We start from the raw sequence: 14,985 nt of genomic DNA, 5'->3' as shown, positions 1-14,985 counted from the left end.
GCCCCGGGTGCGTCAGCGTGCGAGGACGACTGCCGCCTCCGCGGTGAGCGAGGCGAACGTGAACGTCTCCTCGAGGTAGAGCGTGACCTCGTCGGCGGTGTGGCTGTCGTAGCCGATCGACAGGTCCGTGCCGAGGGTCAACTGGTTGTCGCCACCACGCGTGGACAGCACGTATCCACCGCTGATGGCGGGTGCCCAGATGATGTCGCCGGTGACCAGGTCGCGCAGGTGGTGGAACACCGGATGTCCCTCGTCGCGGGTCTCGCTGACCGCGGTGTACGCGTCGGCGTCGAGCACCACCGAGTACGGTCCCTCGACTCCGGCGAGTCGCAGCGCCGACAGCGCGGAGGCGACGGCGTCGGGGATCAGCAGCGGATCTTCCGGCAGGCTGAGAACCGGGTTGTCGCTGGACGGTCCGAGTCCGCGGATGCCGGCCTCGTCGAATCCCTGGAAGATCGACTGGTCTTCCGCGAACGCGACGGCCTTCGCGGCGTCCTTGACGGGCTGCCAGTCGGAGTCGAGGGAACCGCGGGCGACGTCGTCGACCTCGGCGCGGCTGAGGGTGAACGGGAACCGGAGTTCGACGAGCGGGTCGACCTGCCGCTGCTGGGCGCGGATCCTGCTGTCGGAAGTCTTGATCGGCTTCACCCGGCCGAGGTTGTGGGCCGAGTAGGAGTATCCGAACGGTCCCGCGACGTCGACCACGCGCCGGCCGGCGACGTGGCGCTTGAACGTGCGGGTGGCCTCTTCGCCGATCTGCTGCCAGGCCGCCTCGGTGACGGGTGCCAGGTTGCGGTGCAGATTGCTCGAATCACTCATTGCGATACTCCTTTGAGACCACCGATTTTCAGGGACAGTTCGTACGGGTCGGCCGCGGCGGGCTCGACCGGGTCTTCGGGCGCCGGCTCCGCGACGGCCGGTGCGTCGCCGAGCGATTCGAGCACTTCCCGGCTCGGCACGAAGAACAACGTGCCGGTGGCCGCCGTGGAGAAGTCGAGGATGCGGTCGTAGTTTCCGGGCGGCTCGCCGAGAAACATTCTCCGCAACATCAGCTCGGTGACGGCGGGATCCTTGGCGTACCCAATGAAGTAGGTGCCGTACTCGGCCTCGCCGAGACTGCCGAATGCCATGTTGTCCCGCAGGATCTCGTGCTCGACGCCGTCTTCGTCGACGATGCTGTTGAGGGTGACGTGCGAATTGCTCGGCTGGGCGTCGTCGTCGAGTTCGATGTTGTCGAGCTTGGTGCGCCCGATGACCCGTTCCTGCTCCTCGGTGCTCAGCGTGCTCCACCCGCCCATGTCGTGCAGGTACTTCTGCACGATCACGTAACTGCCGCCCCGGAAGTCGGGGTCCTCGTCGCCGATCAGCGCGGCGTCCGACGCGTCGTCTTCGGTGGGATTCTCGGTGCCGTCGACGAATCCGAGGAGGTCGCGGGAATCGAAGTAGCGGAAGCCGTGCACCTCGTCGACGACGGTGGCGGCGGACCCCAGTGCGGAGACGATCTGGCGGCCCAGTTCGAAGCACAGGTCCTTGCGGGCGGCCTTGATGTGGAACAGCACGTCGCCGGGTGTGGACGGCGCGCTGTGGGCCGGTCCGGTCAGCGGGACGAACGGGTGCAGGTGGGCCGGCTTCGACGACGCGCTCACGCGGTCCCAGAACTCCGCACCGACACCGACCACGCAGGACAGGGAGCCGGCGAGTTCGCGGAATCCCACGGCCTTGAGCGGTCCGTCGATGCCGGAGATCACGTCGCACACCGTCGCGCGGTCTTCGTCGGAGGGCCCGGCGACGAGCACCAGGAACAGGGAGGCAGGGCTGGGCGGAGTGAGGACTGCTTGGGGTGCCAATCTCGCGACTGTGCCTGGCATCTGTGTCTCCGTTCACTCCGACGTACGACGCTGCACTGTCCGGAACCTCAGGTCCCATCTAACCGTTTCGGACCGTCAGGTTCCATTCGATAGGCCCGCGCGCCGCCGCGGACCCCCGGAATGTGTCGGCGGGGGCTCCTATCGTCGAGGTCATGTCATTGTCTGTGTCCGAGCGCGAACAGTTCCTGTCCGAGCCGCACATTGCGGCGCTGTCGGTTTCCGCCGGTGAGAGCCGCGGACCTCTGACGGTCCCCATCTGGTATCAGTACGCCCCGGGAGGTGAGCTGTGGGTACTGACCGGCGCCGGTTCGGAGAAGGCGCGCCTGATCGAGGCGGCCGGGCGATTCACGATGATGGTCGAACGGGTCGACCCCACCGTCCGGTACGTGTCCGTCGAGGGAGCGGTGGCGCGAGCGGTCCCGGGAACCGACGCCCAGTTGCGGGAGATCACCGAGCGCTACCTCGCGCCGGACAAGGTCGACGGCTATCTCGACTTCGCCAGGGCCGAACTCGGCGAACAGGTCGCCATCTACCTCCGCCCCGAGCGCTGGCTGTCGGCGGACATGGGTTCCGTCTGACCGTGGGGCCGACCCCGTCTAACCCTGCGAGAGAAAGCGGTATCTGACGGGTTCCGGTCGTAATACGTCGAGCATATAGCTGTGAACTGTGTGAATGGGAATCCCGTTGCGTAACCGAGAAAGCGTTTACAAATTCGGTGACGTGGGTCATAGTAGTCGGGTTCCGGCAGTTCCCCTTAACAGTCAGGAGTTCTCGATGGGCATGACCGAACTCGGCACCGAGCGGTCGACCGCGGTGCCGCACGGGTCGGCGGGGCAGCAACGCCGCCGGGTGATCAAGGCGAGCGCGGCGGGAACCGTGATCGAGTGGTATGACTTCACGCTCTACGGTCTCGCGGCCGCCCTCGTCTTCGGGCCCCTCTACTTCCCCGGGGCGGGATCCCTCGCCGGCACGATGGCCGCCTTCGGGACGTTCGCCGTCGGCCTCGGCGCCCGCCCGATCGGTGGGCTGGTCTTCGCGCACTTCGGTGACCGGATCGGCCGCAAGCCGATGCTCCTCATGACCCTGCTCGTGATGGGCGCCTCGACGACGCTGATCGGGGCACTGCCCACCGCGGACGCGATCGGCATCTGGGCGCCGATTCTCCTGATCGTCCTCCGCCTGTTCCAGGGCGCAGGCGCGGGCGCCGAGTTCGCCGGGGCGATCACGATGGTCACCGAATCCACCGACAGTTCCCGGCGAGCACTCTCCAGCGCGTATCCGGGGGCCGCGATCTACGTCGGAACCGGCGGCGCCACCGCGATCTTCGCGGTGCTCACGCTGATGCCCGACGACCTCTTCCTGTCCTGGGGCTGGCGTATTCCGTTCCTGGCCAGTGCCGTCATCGTTCTCGTCGCCGGCTACCTGCGACTGAAGGTGAACGAGACGGCGGTGTTCGAGGAGGCCGCCCAGCACGGTGAGGTCGACCGTGCACCTCTGGTCGAGGCGGTCCGCAACCACTGGCGACAGATCCTGTGCGGACTCGCCCTGTTCAGCTTCGTGATTCCGTGGGCCTACGTCATGCAGGTCTTCGCGCTGTCGTTCGTGACCAAGACCCTCGGGGTCGATTCCACCCAGGCCCTGATCGGATTGATTGTCGCCGAGTTCTGTGCCATCCCCGTCATCCTCGGCTTCGGCCGCCTGGCCGACCGGATCGGCCGCAAGCCGGTCCTGTTGGCCGGCGCTGTCTTCGGGATCGTCTTCCCATTCCCGATGTTCATGATGCTGGACACCCGGTCGCCGTGGATGGTCGGGCTGGCGCTGATCCTCGGCATCTGCCTCGTCCAGGGCACGACGTCCGGACCTGGCGGCGCGCTGCTCTCCGAATTGTTCCCTACCAAGATCCGCTGGAGCGGCATCGCGATCTCCCGGGAGATCCCCGCCGCGGTGGTCGGCGGCACGATTCCGCTGGTCGCCACGGCCCTCGTCGCCGTCGCCGGCGGAACACCCTGGCTCGTCGCGAGCTACCTCATGGGCCTGAGCGTGGTGGGTCTGATCGGCATCGCCCTGCTCCCCGAGACCCTCGGCCGGAGCGTGAGTGCGCGCACCCACGCCGAGGCGGCATCGTGACCCGACGTGTCGTGGTGATCGGCGCCGGTCTCGCGAGCGCCGCGCACCTCACGGCCCTGCGGGCGGTCGGCGCCGACGTGGTCGGTGTGGTGACGCGCGACGAGAAGAGGGCGGCCGCCGCCCGCCGACTGGCACCTGAGGCGCGAATCCTTCCGAGTCTCGACGCGGCAGAGGCCCTGGACGCCGACACTGCCGTGGTGGTCACGCCGCCGTCGAGTCACCTCGCGGTCGCGTCGGCGCTGGCCGAATGCGGTCTGGACCTGGTGATCGACAAACCGCTGGCGGCCTCGTTGCCCGATGCGCAGGCGATCGTGGACGTGGCGGAGCGGACCGGTGTTCGGGCCGCGGTCACGCTGCAACACCGCTACAAGGAGGCGGCGGGCCGCGCCCGGCAACTGCTCGCGGACGGCGTGATCGGCACGCTCCGTTCGGCGACCGTCACCGTTCCGTTGTGGCGGCCGGATTCCTACTACGCCGCGGCCGGGCGCGGCACCTGGGACCGCGACGGCGGCGGAGTGCTGATCACCCAGGCCATCCACACCCTCGACCTCTACCTGTCGCTGACCGGACCGGCGCGCAGTGTCGTGGCCGCGACCGCCACCAGTCGTGGGCGGCTCGAGGCCGAGGACACGATCCACCTGCTGATCGACCAGGGCACGCATGCGGCGTCGGTGACGGCGAGCACGGCGTCTTGGCCGGGCGGCGCCGAGACGATCCACCTGTTCGGTGACGCGGGACAGCTTCGGCTGGTGGGTGATTCGCTCGTCCTGATCGGTGACGGTGCCCGCACGCTCGTCGACGGGTCCGTCGACGCGTCCGGACCCGACCCGCTGTCGATGACGGCGTGGTTCCGGTCGCTGTACGAGGACGTCCTCACCAGTTGGGCGGCGGGGGCGGCGCCGCTGGCCGACGCCCGGTCGGGCCTGCGCGTGCAGTCGGTGATCGACGCCGCCTACCGGTCCGCCGCAGCAGGCACAACGCCGGCCGTCGTCTCCGAGGAGACGCATGACATCGTCTCCGAGGAAAGGGAAAGTGCATGTCAGTCTTGAGTATTCGGGTCGACGGTCCGAACGACTATCGCCTCGACCGCGGTGACGTCGCGGAACCCGGTGAGGGGGAGGTGCTCGTCGCTCTCGACTCGGCCGGGATCTGCGGCGGCGACCTGTCGCATCTGCGTGGCCGGAACGCCGTCGCCGCGTACCCCACGGTGCTGGGCCACGAATGCGCCGGACGCGTCTTGCGGGTGGGCCCGGGCACGAGTCTCGCCGTCGGACAGCCGGTGATGGTCTACCCGACCACGGGGTGCGGCCGATGCCGCGCGTGCCTGGACGGCAGGATCAACAACTGCCCCAGCATCCGGGTGTTCGGGCTGTCGGATCCACGCGGGTGTTTCAGTGAGGAGTTCGTCGTCCCCGAGACGCAGTGCGTGCCTGTCAGCGACGCGGTGCTGGACCGTTTCGGGGCGCTCGTCGAACCCCTCGCCGTCGGCGTGCACGTCGTCCGCCGCGGCGGCGTGTCGGCGGGGGACACCGCGCTGGTCGTCGGAACCGGGGCGATCGGTCTCGCGACCACGCTGGTGGCCCGGAGTCGGGGCGTCCGGGTGTTCGGCGTCGATCGCTACACCGAACGCGAGCGGCCCGCCCTGGCGTGCGGGATGAGCGATTTCACGACGGACTCGGGCGACGTGCTCGAGGGCTGGCTCCGGGACCGGACGGAATCGGTCGACCTCGTCTACGACACGGTGTGCTCCCCGGAGTCCGCTCGGCTGGCGCTGCGGGTCCTGGCTCCGGGCGGCCGGTACGTGGCGATCGCGTCCGCGAAACCCGGACACGAACTGACCCTCGACTACAGCGCGCTGTACGCCCGCGAACTGTCCGTCGTGGCGTGCCGGAACTACGTGCGGCAGGACTTCGTCGACGCGGCCGGACTGCTCGAGTCGGGGAAGGTGGACGCGTCGCCGCTGCACACCGCGACGTTCCCGCTGGACGAATTCGGCCGCGCGGTCGAGGAGCTCGAATCGAACGGCAGCAGGCACGTCAAGGTGCTGCTGACGTCGCGGAAACTGCTCGGAACGCGCGCGTTGTTGCGCGGGGAGTGAGCGTCCGCGTGATCCGGGGCCGCCTTCGCGCTACGCTGTAAGCGTTTCCACCCTGCACTGGGTGGACGGTGGCAATGGCGACGAGAGATGCAGAGGCAGCGATGGCTGATCAGACCCGAGTGCCCGCGAGCCGTCGCGTCACGATCAACACCGTAGCGAAGGCCGCCGGCGTCTCGATCGCCACCGTCTCCCGCGTCATGAGCGGCAGCTCGTCGGTGACCCCGGACCTCGCGGCCCGGGTCCACAAGGTCGCCGAAGAGCTGTCCTACCGGCCCAGTACCGCCGCCCGCGGACTCGTCCTCGGGTCGCTGAGAAACATGGGCGTGATCCTGCCCGACCTGGCCAACGCGTATTTCTTCGACGTCGTGAAGCAGATGCACCACGGCGCCACCGCCGACGGCTACCGCATGCTCGTCGCCGACTACTCCGGTGACGCGGCCGACGAACTCGCCACCGCGCTCGACCTGCTCGGCCAGGTCGACGGCCTCGTGCTGCTCTCGTCGAGGATTCCGACGAGCGGGCTGAAGGAACTCGCCAGGCAGGCCACCCCCGTCCTGCTCGTCAACCGGGTGGAACTGGGGGTCGATCTCCCCATGGTCGCGGTCGACAACTTCACCCCGATGATGGAGCTGTGCGGGCACCTCGCGAAGCTCGGCCATCGCCGGATCGTCTACGTCAAGGGCTCGGACCTGGCCTGGCAGAACCGCGAGCGGTGGCGGGCCATCGAAATGGCGAAGGTGCTCGGGATCGAGGCGACGGCGGTGCCGTCGGACGGGACCATCGAGGGTGGCTACGACGTGGTGGAGGAAGCGCTCACCCACGAGCCGACCGCCCTCGTCTGCTTCAACGACCTGACCGCGCTCGGCGTCATCTCGAAACTGCGCGAGCGTGGACTCCGTGTCCCCGAAGACATTTCGGTCACCGGCTTCGACGACATCGACATGGCGCGGCACCTGGCGCCGCGCCTGACCACGGTGGTGAGCCCGAAGATCGACCTGGGCGACCAGGCGTGGTCGCTGATGCGCGCCGCCCTGAACAACGAGACCACCACGTCTCCGCCGCTGATCTCCGCGGACGTCGTCATTCGCGAGTCGACGGGTCCCGTCCCGAGCTGAGCCCGGCGTATTCGCTCGGACGATAGAGGCGGGGTCGGCGACAGAGCCGTCGATCATCCATGTCACCCCGGCGCACGGTGCTGCGCCGGTGCGGTGAAGCACGCCGACGCGTCAGTCGTCGGCGAATCGTGTCCTTCCGGTCATCGGACAGGTCTCGGAAAAATTCTGTAATCGCTTTCTTGATGTTGCTCAGCTCACAATATAGTGTGTCAATAACCGAGGTACATGGCGTTCATGGACCGATTGGCCAAATGTAAGCATTTACAGGAGCGGATATGACACATCCCGGACCGGGTGCCGCGGCGAGGCGCTGGACACCGACCACCGCGACACGGGCCGTGAGCGGCATCGCGCCAGGATCGACGATCGCCCTCACCGGTTCGGGCGGCGGAATCCTCGAACCGGACACCGTGCTGAAGGCGCTCGAAGAGTGCTTTCTCGCGACCGGATCGCCCAGGGACCTCACGATCGTGCACGCCCTCGGCATCGGTGACCGGGTGCGTCGCGGAACCAACCACCTCGCACACAAGGGCATGGTCAAGCGGGTCATCGGCGGGCATTGGACGTGGTCGCCGACGATGATCGAACTCGTCCGCAACGACGAGATCGAGGCGTATGCCTGGCCCGGCGGCGCGATCAGCCAACTGCTGCGGGAGATCGGCGCGCGCCGGCCGGGCCTCGTCACCGCCACCGGCCTCGACACGTTCGTCGACCCGCGGCACGGCGGCGGCAAGTTCACCCCGTCCGCCACCGAGGACCTCGTCGAACTCCTCACGCTCGACGGTCGTGAGTACTTGCGCTACAAGCCGTTTCCCGTCGACGTCGCCATCGTCCGCGGCGATTCCATCGACCCGTCCGGCAACGTCACGTGCTCGGGGGAGGCCGCGCAGCTCGACGCGCTGGCCGTCGCCCAGGCGGCGAAGGCCTGCGGCGGCCGGGTCATCGTCCAGGTGAAGAATCTGCTCGACCGGCCGATCGACCCGCGGCTCGTGCACATCCCGGCGGTCCTCGTGGACGACGTCGTCCACGCGCCGGCCCAATGGCAGACGTACGCGGGAGAATTCGACCCGCAATTGTCCGGCGACGCGGCGAATGCCGGCTTCCGAGCCACGAACCACGACCCGATCCGCATGCTGATCGCCCGGCGGGCCGCCTCCGAGGTCCGGGACGGCGACATCCTGAACGTCGGCTTCGGGGTGTCCGCCCTGGTCGTGGACGCGCTCGCCGAACAGGATCGCCTGGACGACGTCACACTCGCCATCGAGCAGGGGCTGATCGACGGCATCCCCGTCTCCGGCGATCTGTTCGGGGCCGCGCGCGGACCGAAGGTCGTGCACTCGTCGACCACCCAATTCGACCTCTTCGCGGGCGGAATGCTCGACGTCAGCTGCCTGGGCATGGCCGAGGTCGACGTCACCGGCGCCGTCAATGTCAGCAAGATCGGCGGCGGCATCGTCGGACCGGGCGGGTTCATCGACATCTCCCAGAACTCGCCGCGCGCCGTGTTCTGCGGAACGTTCACCGCTCGCGGACTGGACGTCGAGATCGTCGGGGGAGAACTGGTGATCCGGCGGGAAGGGTCGGTGCCGAAGTTCGTCGACCGCGTCGACCAGGTCACCTACTCCGGCGCTCTCGCCGTCCGTGAGGGACGCGAGGCGGTGTACGTCACCGAACGCGCCGTCTTCGTGCTCACCCGGGACGGCCTCGAACTCGCCGAGATCGCTCCCGGAATCGACATCGATCGGGACATTCTGCCGCACATGGGATTCCGTCCGATCATCAAGAACCCACGCCTGATGGACGCGGGGCTGTTCGCCCCCGTCGCCGTACACATCTGAGGAGACAATTACATGCCAACCGGAAACAGTGTCATTCCGTCGTCGGTGCTCGGAACCGACGAACGCAAGCTCGTCGCGGAGTTCGTCGACGAACGGATCCGGCCGGTCGCCGGCGAACTGGACGAGACCGAGCGATTCCCCGAAGAGATCTACGCCGAGATGGGCAAGATCGGGCTCTTCGGCATCACCGTGCCCGAGAAGTTCGGCGGATTCGGCGGCACCGCCCTCGACTACCTGTTCGTCATGGAGTCGCTGTCCTACGGGTACGCGTCGGTGGCCGACCAGTGCGGCCTCGTCGAGATCCTCGGCAGCCTGCTCGGCAACTACGGCACCCCCGAGCAGCAGGAGCAGTACCTGCGTCCGATGCTCTCCGCCGAGAAGCGCTGCGCCTACGCGCTCACCGAGCCGGGTTCCGGATCCGACCTCGGGTCGATCACCACGCGGGCGGTGCGCAGCGGCGACGGCTGGGTGCTCAGCGGCGAGAAGATCTACATCCACAACGCCCCCGTCGCCGACTTCGCAGTGGTCCTCGCCGTCACCGATCCCGAACTGGGGAAGCGCGGTGGCATCTCGGTGTTCCTGGTGGACGTCGACCAGCCCGGGGTCAGCCGCGCCTACCACGAACACAAGATGGGTCAGCGCGCGTCCCAGGTCGGCGGTCTGGTGTTCGACTCCGTCCGGCTGTCGTCCGACGCGCTCCTCGGCGAGGAGGGCCAGGCGTTCGGTTACATGATGAAGGTGCTGGCCAAGGGCCGTCTCGGGATCTCGGGGCTGAGCCTCGGCATCAGCCGCGCCGCACTGGACGCCGCCACCCGGCAGTCCCTCGACCGCAGCCAGTTCGGCAAGCCGATCTCCGCGAACCAGGGCATCTCGTTTTCCCTCGCCACCGTGGCCACCGAACTGCGGGCCGGCACCGCATTGTCGGTCGAGGCGGCGCGGGCGCTCGACACCGGCGCGGCGGACGCCGAGACGCTCTGCTCGATGGCCAAGCTGTATGCCTCCGAGGGATGCGTGCGGCACGCCGACGCCGCCGTGCAGGTGTTCGGCGGCAACGGATTCATCCGCGGGTACGAGGTGGAGCGCCTCTACCGCGACGCCCGCATCACGAAGATCTACGAAGGCACCAGCGAAATGCAGCGGCTGATCATCAGCCGGGCCGTGCTGAAGGGTGCCGCGGGCACCGGCTCGGACGAACGATGACACCGGCGACCCGATCCGTCAGGGCGGCAGTCCGCGCCGTCGGCGTTGCCGCGGCGATCTCTGTGATGGCGAGTTCCGCCGTCGCCTGCTCGACGGGATCGGAACGGACCGAGCGGGACGGCGCCGCCGTCGACCGCGGCGACATGGTGATGGTCTCCGAGGTCCGGTCGCTGACCAACCCGTACGAGGCCGCGTGGGTGCAGGGCAGCCGCGCGTACGCCGAATCGCTGGGAATCGAACTGAAGGTGATCGTCTACGGCGGCGACTCGCAGAACGCGCTGTCGCAGCTGCAGTCGGTGCTCGCCGCGGGAAAGACCGTCCTGCTCAACATCAATCCGAACACGAGCGCCGACACCCCGGCGATCGTGCGCGCCGTGCAGAACAGCGGCGGGTGCGCGGTCACCCAGTGGAGCAAGCCCTCGGACCTGCACCCCTGGGACGTCGGGAACGGGTGGGCGTCCTACGTCGCCTACGACGGCGTCCAGCAGGGAGCCGACACCGGGAAGGCGCTCGTCGATTCGCTCGGCGGCACGGGCGGTGTGATCGCGCTGCAGGGGTTGCTCGCCAACGAGATCAGCCAGACCCGGTTCCAGGGGTTCCAGCAGGCCATGGACGGACAGTCCGGCGTCACCCTGCTCGACGACCAGCCCGCCGACTTCGACCGCAACAAGGCGTACACCACCACGCAGACCCTGCTCAACAAATACGGCGACCAGGTGAACGGCATTTGGGCCGCAACCGATTCCATGGCCCTGGGCGCCCTGCAGGCGGTGCGTGAAGCGGGCCGGGCGGGGGAGATCAAGATCGCCAGCGCAGCGGACGCCACCCCGGAAGGCCTGGGCGCCATCGCCGACGGCGAACTGCTCTCCACGTATACGACCGACCCCTATTTCAACGGCGCGATGGGCCTCGCCATCTGCTACCAGGCCATGACCGGGGAGATCGACGTCGCGTCGCTGCCCCGCGAGAACCGCGAATTCTACGTCGACCAGTCGCTGATCACCGCGAGCAACGTCGACCGGTTCCGCACCGTGCCGAGTGACGAGGAGATCGTGCGGTCCGTGCAGGATCCCTTCTCGCGCATCACCGGCCCGGTGGCCCGGTAACCCCCTCACCATTCACGAACCACACAATCTTCCGAAGGAGTGACGATGTCGACGACCGAAATGACGGGGGAGGTGACGACTCCCGCCGAAACTCGCGCGCCCGCGCGCACCACCAGACCCCGCGTGCGACGGTTACTGTCCACCGCAGGCCCGCTCACCGCCCTGCTCGGACTGTGCGCCGTCTTCGCCGCACTGGCTCCCGGATTCGCGACGGCGAGCAACGCGATGGCGATCGTGGAGCAGGCCGCCATTCCCGTGGTTCTCGCGATGGGCGCCACGCTGGTGGTCCTGGTGGGCGGCGTGGACCTGTCGATCGAGGGCGTGATGGCGGCCAGCGGGCTGACGTTCGTCCTGCTCGCCGCGAACAGCGTCAACGGCAACGACCTCGGACTCCTCGCGGTCGTGATCGCGCTGGGCGTCGGTCTGCTGTTCGGGGTGGCCAACGGGGTGCTGCACGTCGTCGCGCGGGTGCCGTCCTTCCTCGTCACCCTGGGAACCTGGTTCGTCGGGCTCGGTGTCGCCACCGTGCTCTTCGGCACCGCCACCCCCCAACTCGCCGACCCGTCGCTCACCGCCTGGGCGGGCGGCCACTGGCTCGGACTTCCCGTCGTCGTGCTGTTCGCGCTCGCCGCCGTGGCCGTGACGGTGGTGCTGTGCAAGGGAACCCGGCTGGGCATGCACACCTACGCGATCGGCGGCGACGAGTCGACCAGCCGCCTGGCGGGTGTCCCGGTCGGGCGCACCAAGGTCATCCTGTTCGCCGTGGCCGGACTGCTGTCCGGGCTCGGGGGAGTGCTGGCCACCATCCGGCTCGGTGTCGGCGACGTGAGCGTCGGGTCGGGAAGTCTGTTCCTCACCCTGTCCGCGGTGGTCGTCGGCGGCACCCTGCTGTCCGGTGGTCGCGGTGGGCCCTTGCACTCCCTGGTGGGTGTGCTGCTCCTCGTGGTTCTCGGCAACGGGCTTCTCCTCTCGGGCGCCAGCCCGTACATCCAGCAGGGCGCGCAGGGACTCATCATCGTGGTCGCGGTGATCGCCACCGGGTGGCCCGCCCGCAGTCGATTGAGGGTCGTGAAATGACATCTCTCCTGGAACTCCGCAACGTCACGAAGAAATTCGGACCCAACACCGTCCTCGACGACGTGAGCCTGTCCATCGCTCCCAACGAGGTGGTGGGACTGATCGGCGAGAACGGCGCCGGCAAGTCGACACTGCTCAAGATCCTCGCGGGAGTGCACCGCCAGGACGGTGGCCGGATGGTCCTCGGCGGACGCGACGTGAGCTTCTCGAGCCCGGCCGACGCCGCAGGCCACGGAATCGGGGTCGTGCATCAGGAGCAGTCGCTGCTGCCGAACCTCACCGTCGGCCAGAACCTGATCCTCGGGCACGAGGCCGACACCGCCCGTGCCGGATTCCTCCGCCGGCGCCGGATCCGCGCCCGCGCCCAGGACATGCTGTCCGTGGTCGAGTCGACGGTCGACCCCGGTGCGCTCACCGAAACGCTCGGTTTCGCGCAGCGCCAGATGGTGGAGGTGGCGCGCGCCGTCGCGTCCCGGCAGTCCGAACACCCGCCGCTCCTCATCCTCGACGAGCCGACATCGGTGCTCGAACCCGAGGACGTCGAGGTGCTCCACCGCCGGGTCACCGCCCTCAAGGAACGCGGTTCCGTCATCTTCGTCTCCCACCGCCTCGACGAGGTCCTCCGCTTCTCCGACCGCGTGTACGTGCTGCGCGACGGCAAGGTCGTCGGTGAGCGGATCGCCGCGGCGGCAACAGAATCCGAGCTGTACCAGCTGATGATCGGAAAGGGGGCGGCCGAGGAGATCTACTCGTCGGAACGCAAGCGCGCCGTCCCCCGGACCGGCACACCGACGCTGTCGGTCCGCGGCCTCATGTGTGGCGGCAAGGCGACGGACGTCTCGCTCGACGTCCACGCCGGCGAGATCGTGTCGGTGGTGGGGGTGGTCGACTCCGGCCGCGAGGAGGTGGCCCGCGCCGTGTTCGGCGCCGTCCCCGTCGATTCCGGAACCGTCGAGATCGACGGGCGGCGTTCGGCGCCGGGATCACCCGCGGACGCCGTGCAGTCCGGGATCGCGTACGTTCCCGCCGAGCGTCGCGTCGAGGGCATGATCGCCGGGGCGACCGTCGCGCAGAACATCGCGACGGTGCATCCGGTCAAGGCGGGCGGCGGCCGGATCTCCTCCGGCGCCCGAGTGCAGGAGACCGCGCGCACCTGGATCGACAAACTCGGCATCCGGCCCGCCGACCCCGACGCCGACATCGCGCGACTGTCGGGCGGCAACCAGCAGAAGGCCGTGGTCGCCAAGTGGATCCTGGGCGACGGCCTGAAGGTGCTGGTGCTCGACCACCCCACCCGCGGGCTCGACATCGGCGCGAAGGAAGACCTGTATGCCCTGTTCCGCGACCTGTCCGAGCGGGGAGTCGCGATCCTGGTGCTCGCCGACACCCTGGACGAGGCGATCGGCCTCGGCCACCGCGTGATCGTGATGCGCGACGGCGAGATCACCGCCGAGTTCGACTCGCCGTCCGGAAACCCGCCCAGCAAACTCCAACTCCTCGAGAAGATGATGTGATCGCCGTGGCAACAAGAACTTCCACCGAGTGGACTTCCGCCGAGACGCGCGCACCCGGGGGTGCCGCGGCCGCGGTGTCCCGGACGACGCGGGACCGTTTGCGCCTGGCGGGACCGTCGGTCGTGCTGGTCGCGCTCGTGCTTCTCGTCGCGCTCGCCGAACCGAACTTCCTGTCGATGAACGCTCTCGCGGTGGTCTCGGCGCAGGCGGTCCCGATCCTGCTGCTCGGGCTGGGCCAGATGTTCGTCATCCTCACCGGCGGCATCGACCTGTCGGTGGCGGCGCTCGCCTCGCTCGCCACGGTGATCCTGGCGACGGCGATCGGTTCGCTCGGCCCGCTCGCCGTCGTCGTCACCCTGGTGGCGCTCACCCTGATCGGTGCGCTGACCGGTCTGCTGATCGTGTTCGGGCAGGTCCCGTCGTTCGTCGTCTCGCTCGGCGCGCTGGGATTCTGGGGTGCGGTCGCTCTCGTCGCCTCGGGGTCGACCACCATCTACATCAGCGAAGGCTACGACGCGATCTTCTGGCTCAGTTCGTGGACGGTGCTCGGACTGCCCATGGCGGTGTGGGCGGGCGTGGCCGCGGTGACCGCGGTGTTCTGCGCGATGCGGTTCTCGCCGCGGGGCAACGTCTTCCACCTCGTCGGGCTGGGGGAGATCGCGGCGATGATGAGCGGCGTCCGGACCCGGGCCGTCCGGGTCGGAGCCTTCGCCCTGTCCGGCTTCTTCGCGGGAGCCGCGGGTATCGTGCTGTCGGCCCAGCAGCAGAGCGCCGCACCGCAACTCGCTGATTCGCTGCTGCTCCCCGCGATCGCCGCGGTACTGGTCGGCGGTTGCGCCATCACCGGTGGAATCGGCGGCGCGTGGCGGGTGCTCGTCGGCGCCCTGTTGGTCACCGTCCTCCGGGTGGGGGGTTCGGTGGCCGGCATCGACCCCAGCTTCCAGCAGATCGTGTACGGCGTGGTCGTCATCGTCGCGGTCGCCGTGACGCTCGACCGCAGCCGGCTCTCGATCATCAAATAAGACTCTGTGTCAGTGTGAGA

Annotated in this window: 13 protein-coding genes; 11 read left to right on the top strand and 2 right to left on the bottom strand. The window is 68.7% G+C overall.

The genetic code is table 11. The features are described from left to right. Positions 1–12: 12 nt before the first annotated feature. Both I1A62_RS19130 and I1A62_RS19125 read right to left on the bottom strand, forming a co-directional pair. The gene (locus tag I1A62_RS19130; RefSeq protein ID WP_206009665.1) at positions 13–819 is read right to left on the bottom strand and encodes a family 1 encapsulin nanocompartment shell protein; all 807 of its coding nucleotides are present in this window, start codon (positions 817–819) and stop codon (positions 13–15) included. Beyond that, the gene (locus I1A62_RS19125) at positions 816–1,868 is read right to left on the bottom strand and encodes a Dyp-type peroxidase (protein ID WP_219459434.1); all 1,053 of its coding nucleotides are present in this window, start codon (positions 1,866–1,868) and stop codon (positions 816–818) included. The genes I1A62_RS19130 and I1A62_RS19125 overlap by 4 nt, the downstream gene beginning before the upstream one ends. Positions 1,869–2,020: 152 nt before the next feature. Here I1A62_RS19125 and I1A62_RS19120 point away from each other — a divergent pair, with 152 nt between their 5' ends. From I1A62_RS19120 to I1A62_RS19070, 11 genes are all read left to right on the top strand, one after another. Next, positions 2,021–2,446 (top strand): pyridoxamine 5'-phosphate oxidase family protein, encoded by a 426-nt coding sequence (locus tag I1A62_RS19120; RefSeq protein ID WP_219459433.1) that lies wholly within the window; start codon positions 2,021–2,023, stop codon positions 2,444–2,446. Between the two features lie 196 nt (positions 2,447–2,642). Beyond that, entirely contained in the window at positions 2,643–3,995 is a 1,353-nt protein-coding gene (locus I1A62_RS19115) for an MFS transporter (RefSeq protein WP_219459432.1), read from the top strand. Continuing rightward, positions 3,992–5,044: a Gfo/Idh/MocA family protein gene (locus tag I1A62_RS19110; protein ID WP_219459431.1), complete on the top strand. Its 1,053-nt coding sequence runs from the start codon at positions 3,992–3,994 to the stop codon at positions 5,042–5,044. The genes I1A62_RS19115 and I1A62_RS19110 overlap by 4 nt, the downstream gene beginning before the upstream one ends. Beyond that, positions 5,041–6,093 carry an alcohol dehydrogenase catalytic domain-containing protein gene (locus tag I1A62_RS19105; RefSeq protein ID WP_219461269.1) on the top strand — a complete coding sequence of 351 codons (1,053 nt, stop codon included), beginning with the start codon at positions 5,041–5,043 and terminating at the stop codon, positions 6,091–6,093. The genes I1A62_RS19110 and I1A62_RS19105 overlap by 4 nt, the downstream gene beginning before the upstream one ends. 101 nt (positions 6,094–6,194) lie before the next feature. Then, positions 6,195–7,208, top strand: coding sequence for a LacI family DNA-binding transcriptional regulator (locus tag I1A62_RS19100; RefSeq protein ID WP_087555227.1), 1,014 nt, complete (start codon positions 6,195–6,197; stop codon positions 7,206–7,208). A 275-nt stretch (positions 7,209–7,483) separates the two neighbouring features. Then, on the top strand, positions 7,484–9,046 hold the full coding sequence (locus tag I1A62_RS19095; protein ID WP_219459430.1) for a CoA-transferase: 1,563 nt from the start codon (positions 7,484–7,486) through the stop codon (positions 9,044–9,046). A gap of 12 nt (positions 9,047–9,058) precedes the next feature. After that, entirely contained in the window at positions 9,059–10,246 is a 1,188-nt protein-coding gene (locus I1A62_RS19090) for an acyl-CoA dehydrogenase family protein (RefSeq protein ID WP_219459429.1), read from the top strand. Beyond that, positions 10,243–11,352, top strand: a complete 1,110-nt coding sequence (locus tag I1A62_RS19085) for a sugar ABC transporter substrate-binding protein (RefSeq protein WP_374710796.1) — start codon at positions 10,243–10,245, stop codon at positions 11,350–11,352. Before I1A62_RS19090 ends, I1A62_RS19085 begins: the two co-directional genes overlap by 4 nt. A 45-nt stretch (positions 11,353–11,397) precedes the next feature. Next, entirely contained in the window at positions 11,398–12,429 is a 1,032-nt protein-coding gene (locus I1A62_RS19080; RefSeq protein WP_219459428.1) for an ABC transporter permease, read from the top strand. Then, positions 12,426–13,943 (top strand): sugar ABC transporter ATP-binding protein, encoded by a 1,518-nt coding sequence (locus tag I1A62_RS19075; protein WP_219459427.1) that lies wholly within the window; start codon positions 12,426–12,428, stop codon positions 13,941–13,943. Before I1A62_RS19080 ends, I1A62_RS19075 begins: the two co-directional genes overlap by 4 nt. Beyond that, a complete protein-coding gene (locus tag I1A62_RS19070; RefSeq protein ID WP_219459426.1) occupies positions 13,940–14,965 on the top strand; it encodes an ABC transporter permease in 1,026 nt (341 codons plus the stop codon). The genes I1A62_RS19075 and I1A62_RS19070 overlap by 4 nt, the downstream gene beginning before the upstream one ends. Positions 14,966–14,985 lie beyond the last annotated feature (20 nt).

Origin of the sequence: Rhodococcus sp. USK10 (genome assembly GCF_019378875.1) — a bacterium.
Taxonomy (GTDB): domain Bacteria; phylum Actinomycetota; class Actinomycetes; order Mycobacteriales; family Mycobacteriaceae; genus Rhodococcus_F; species Rhodococcus_F pseudokoreensis.
Note: the sequence above shows the minus strand (reverse complement) of the source record. Positions and strands in the feature narration are given on the sequence as shown.

Coding starts and splice junctions, on each gene's coding strand:
- I1A62_RS19075 (WP_219459427.1), top strand. CDS start 12,426: ATGACATCTCTCCTGGAACTCCGCAACGTCACGAAGAAATTCGGACCC.
- I1A62_RS19100 (WP_087555227.1), top strand. CDS start 6,195: ATGGCTGATCAGACCCGAGTGCCCGCGAGCCGTCGCGTCACGATCAAC.
- I1A62_RS19080 (WP_219459428.1), top strand. CDS start 11,398: ATGTCGACGACCGAAATGACGGGGGAGGTGACGACTCCCGCCGAAACT.
- I1A62_RS19115 (WP_219459432.1), top strand. CDS start 2,643: ATGGGCATGACCGAACTCGGCACCGAGCGGTCGACCGCGGTGCCGCAC.
- I1A62_RS19095 (WP_219459430.1), top strand. CDS start 7,484: ATGACACATCCCGGACCGGGTGCCGCGGCGAGGCGCTGGACACCGACC.
- I1A62_RS19130 (WP_206009665.1), bottom strand. CDS start 819: ATGAGTGATTCGAGCAATCTGCACCGCAACCTGGCACCCGTCACCGAG.
- I1A62_RS19085 (WP_374710796.1), top strand. CDS start 10,243: ATGACACCGGCGACCCGATCCGTCAGGGCGGCAGTCCGCGCCGTCGGC.
- I1A62_RS19090 (WP_219459429.1), top strand. CDS start 9,059: ATGCCAACCGGAAACAGTGTCATTCCGTCGTCGGTGCTCGGAACCGAC.
- I1A62_RS19125 (WP_219459434.1), bottom strand. CDS start 1,868: ATGCCAGGCACAGTCGCGAGATTGGCACCCCAAGCAGTCCTCACTCCG.
- I1A62_RS19120 (WP_219459433.1), top strand. CDS start 2,021: ATGTCATTGTCTGTGTCCGAGCGCGAACAGTTCCTGTCCGAGCCGCAC.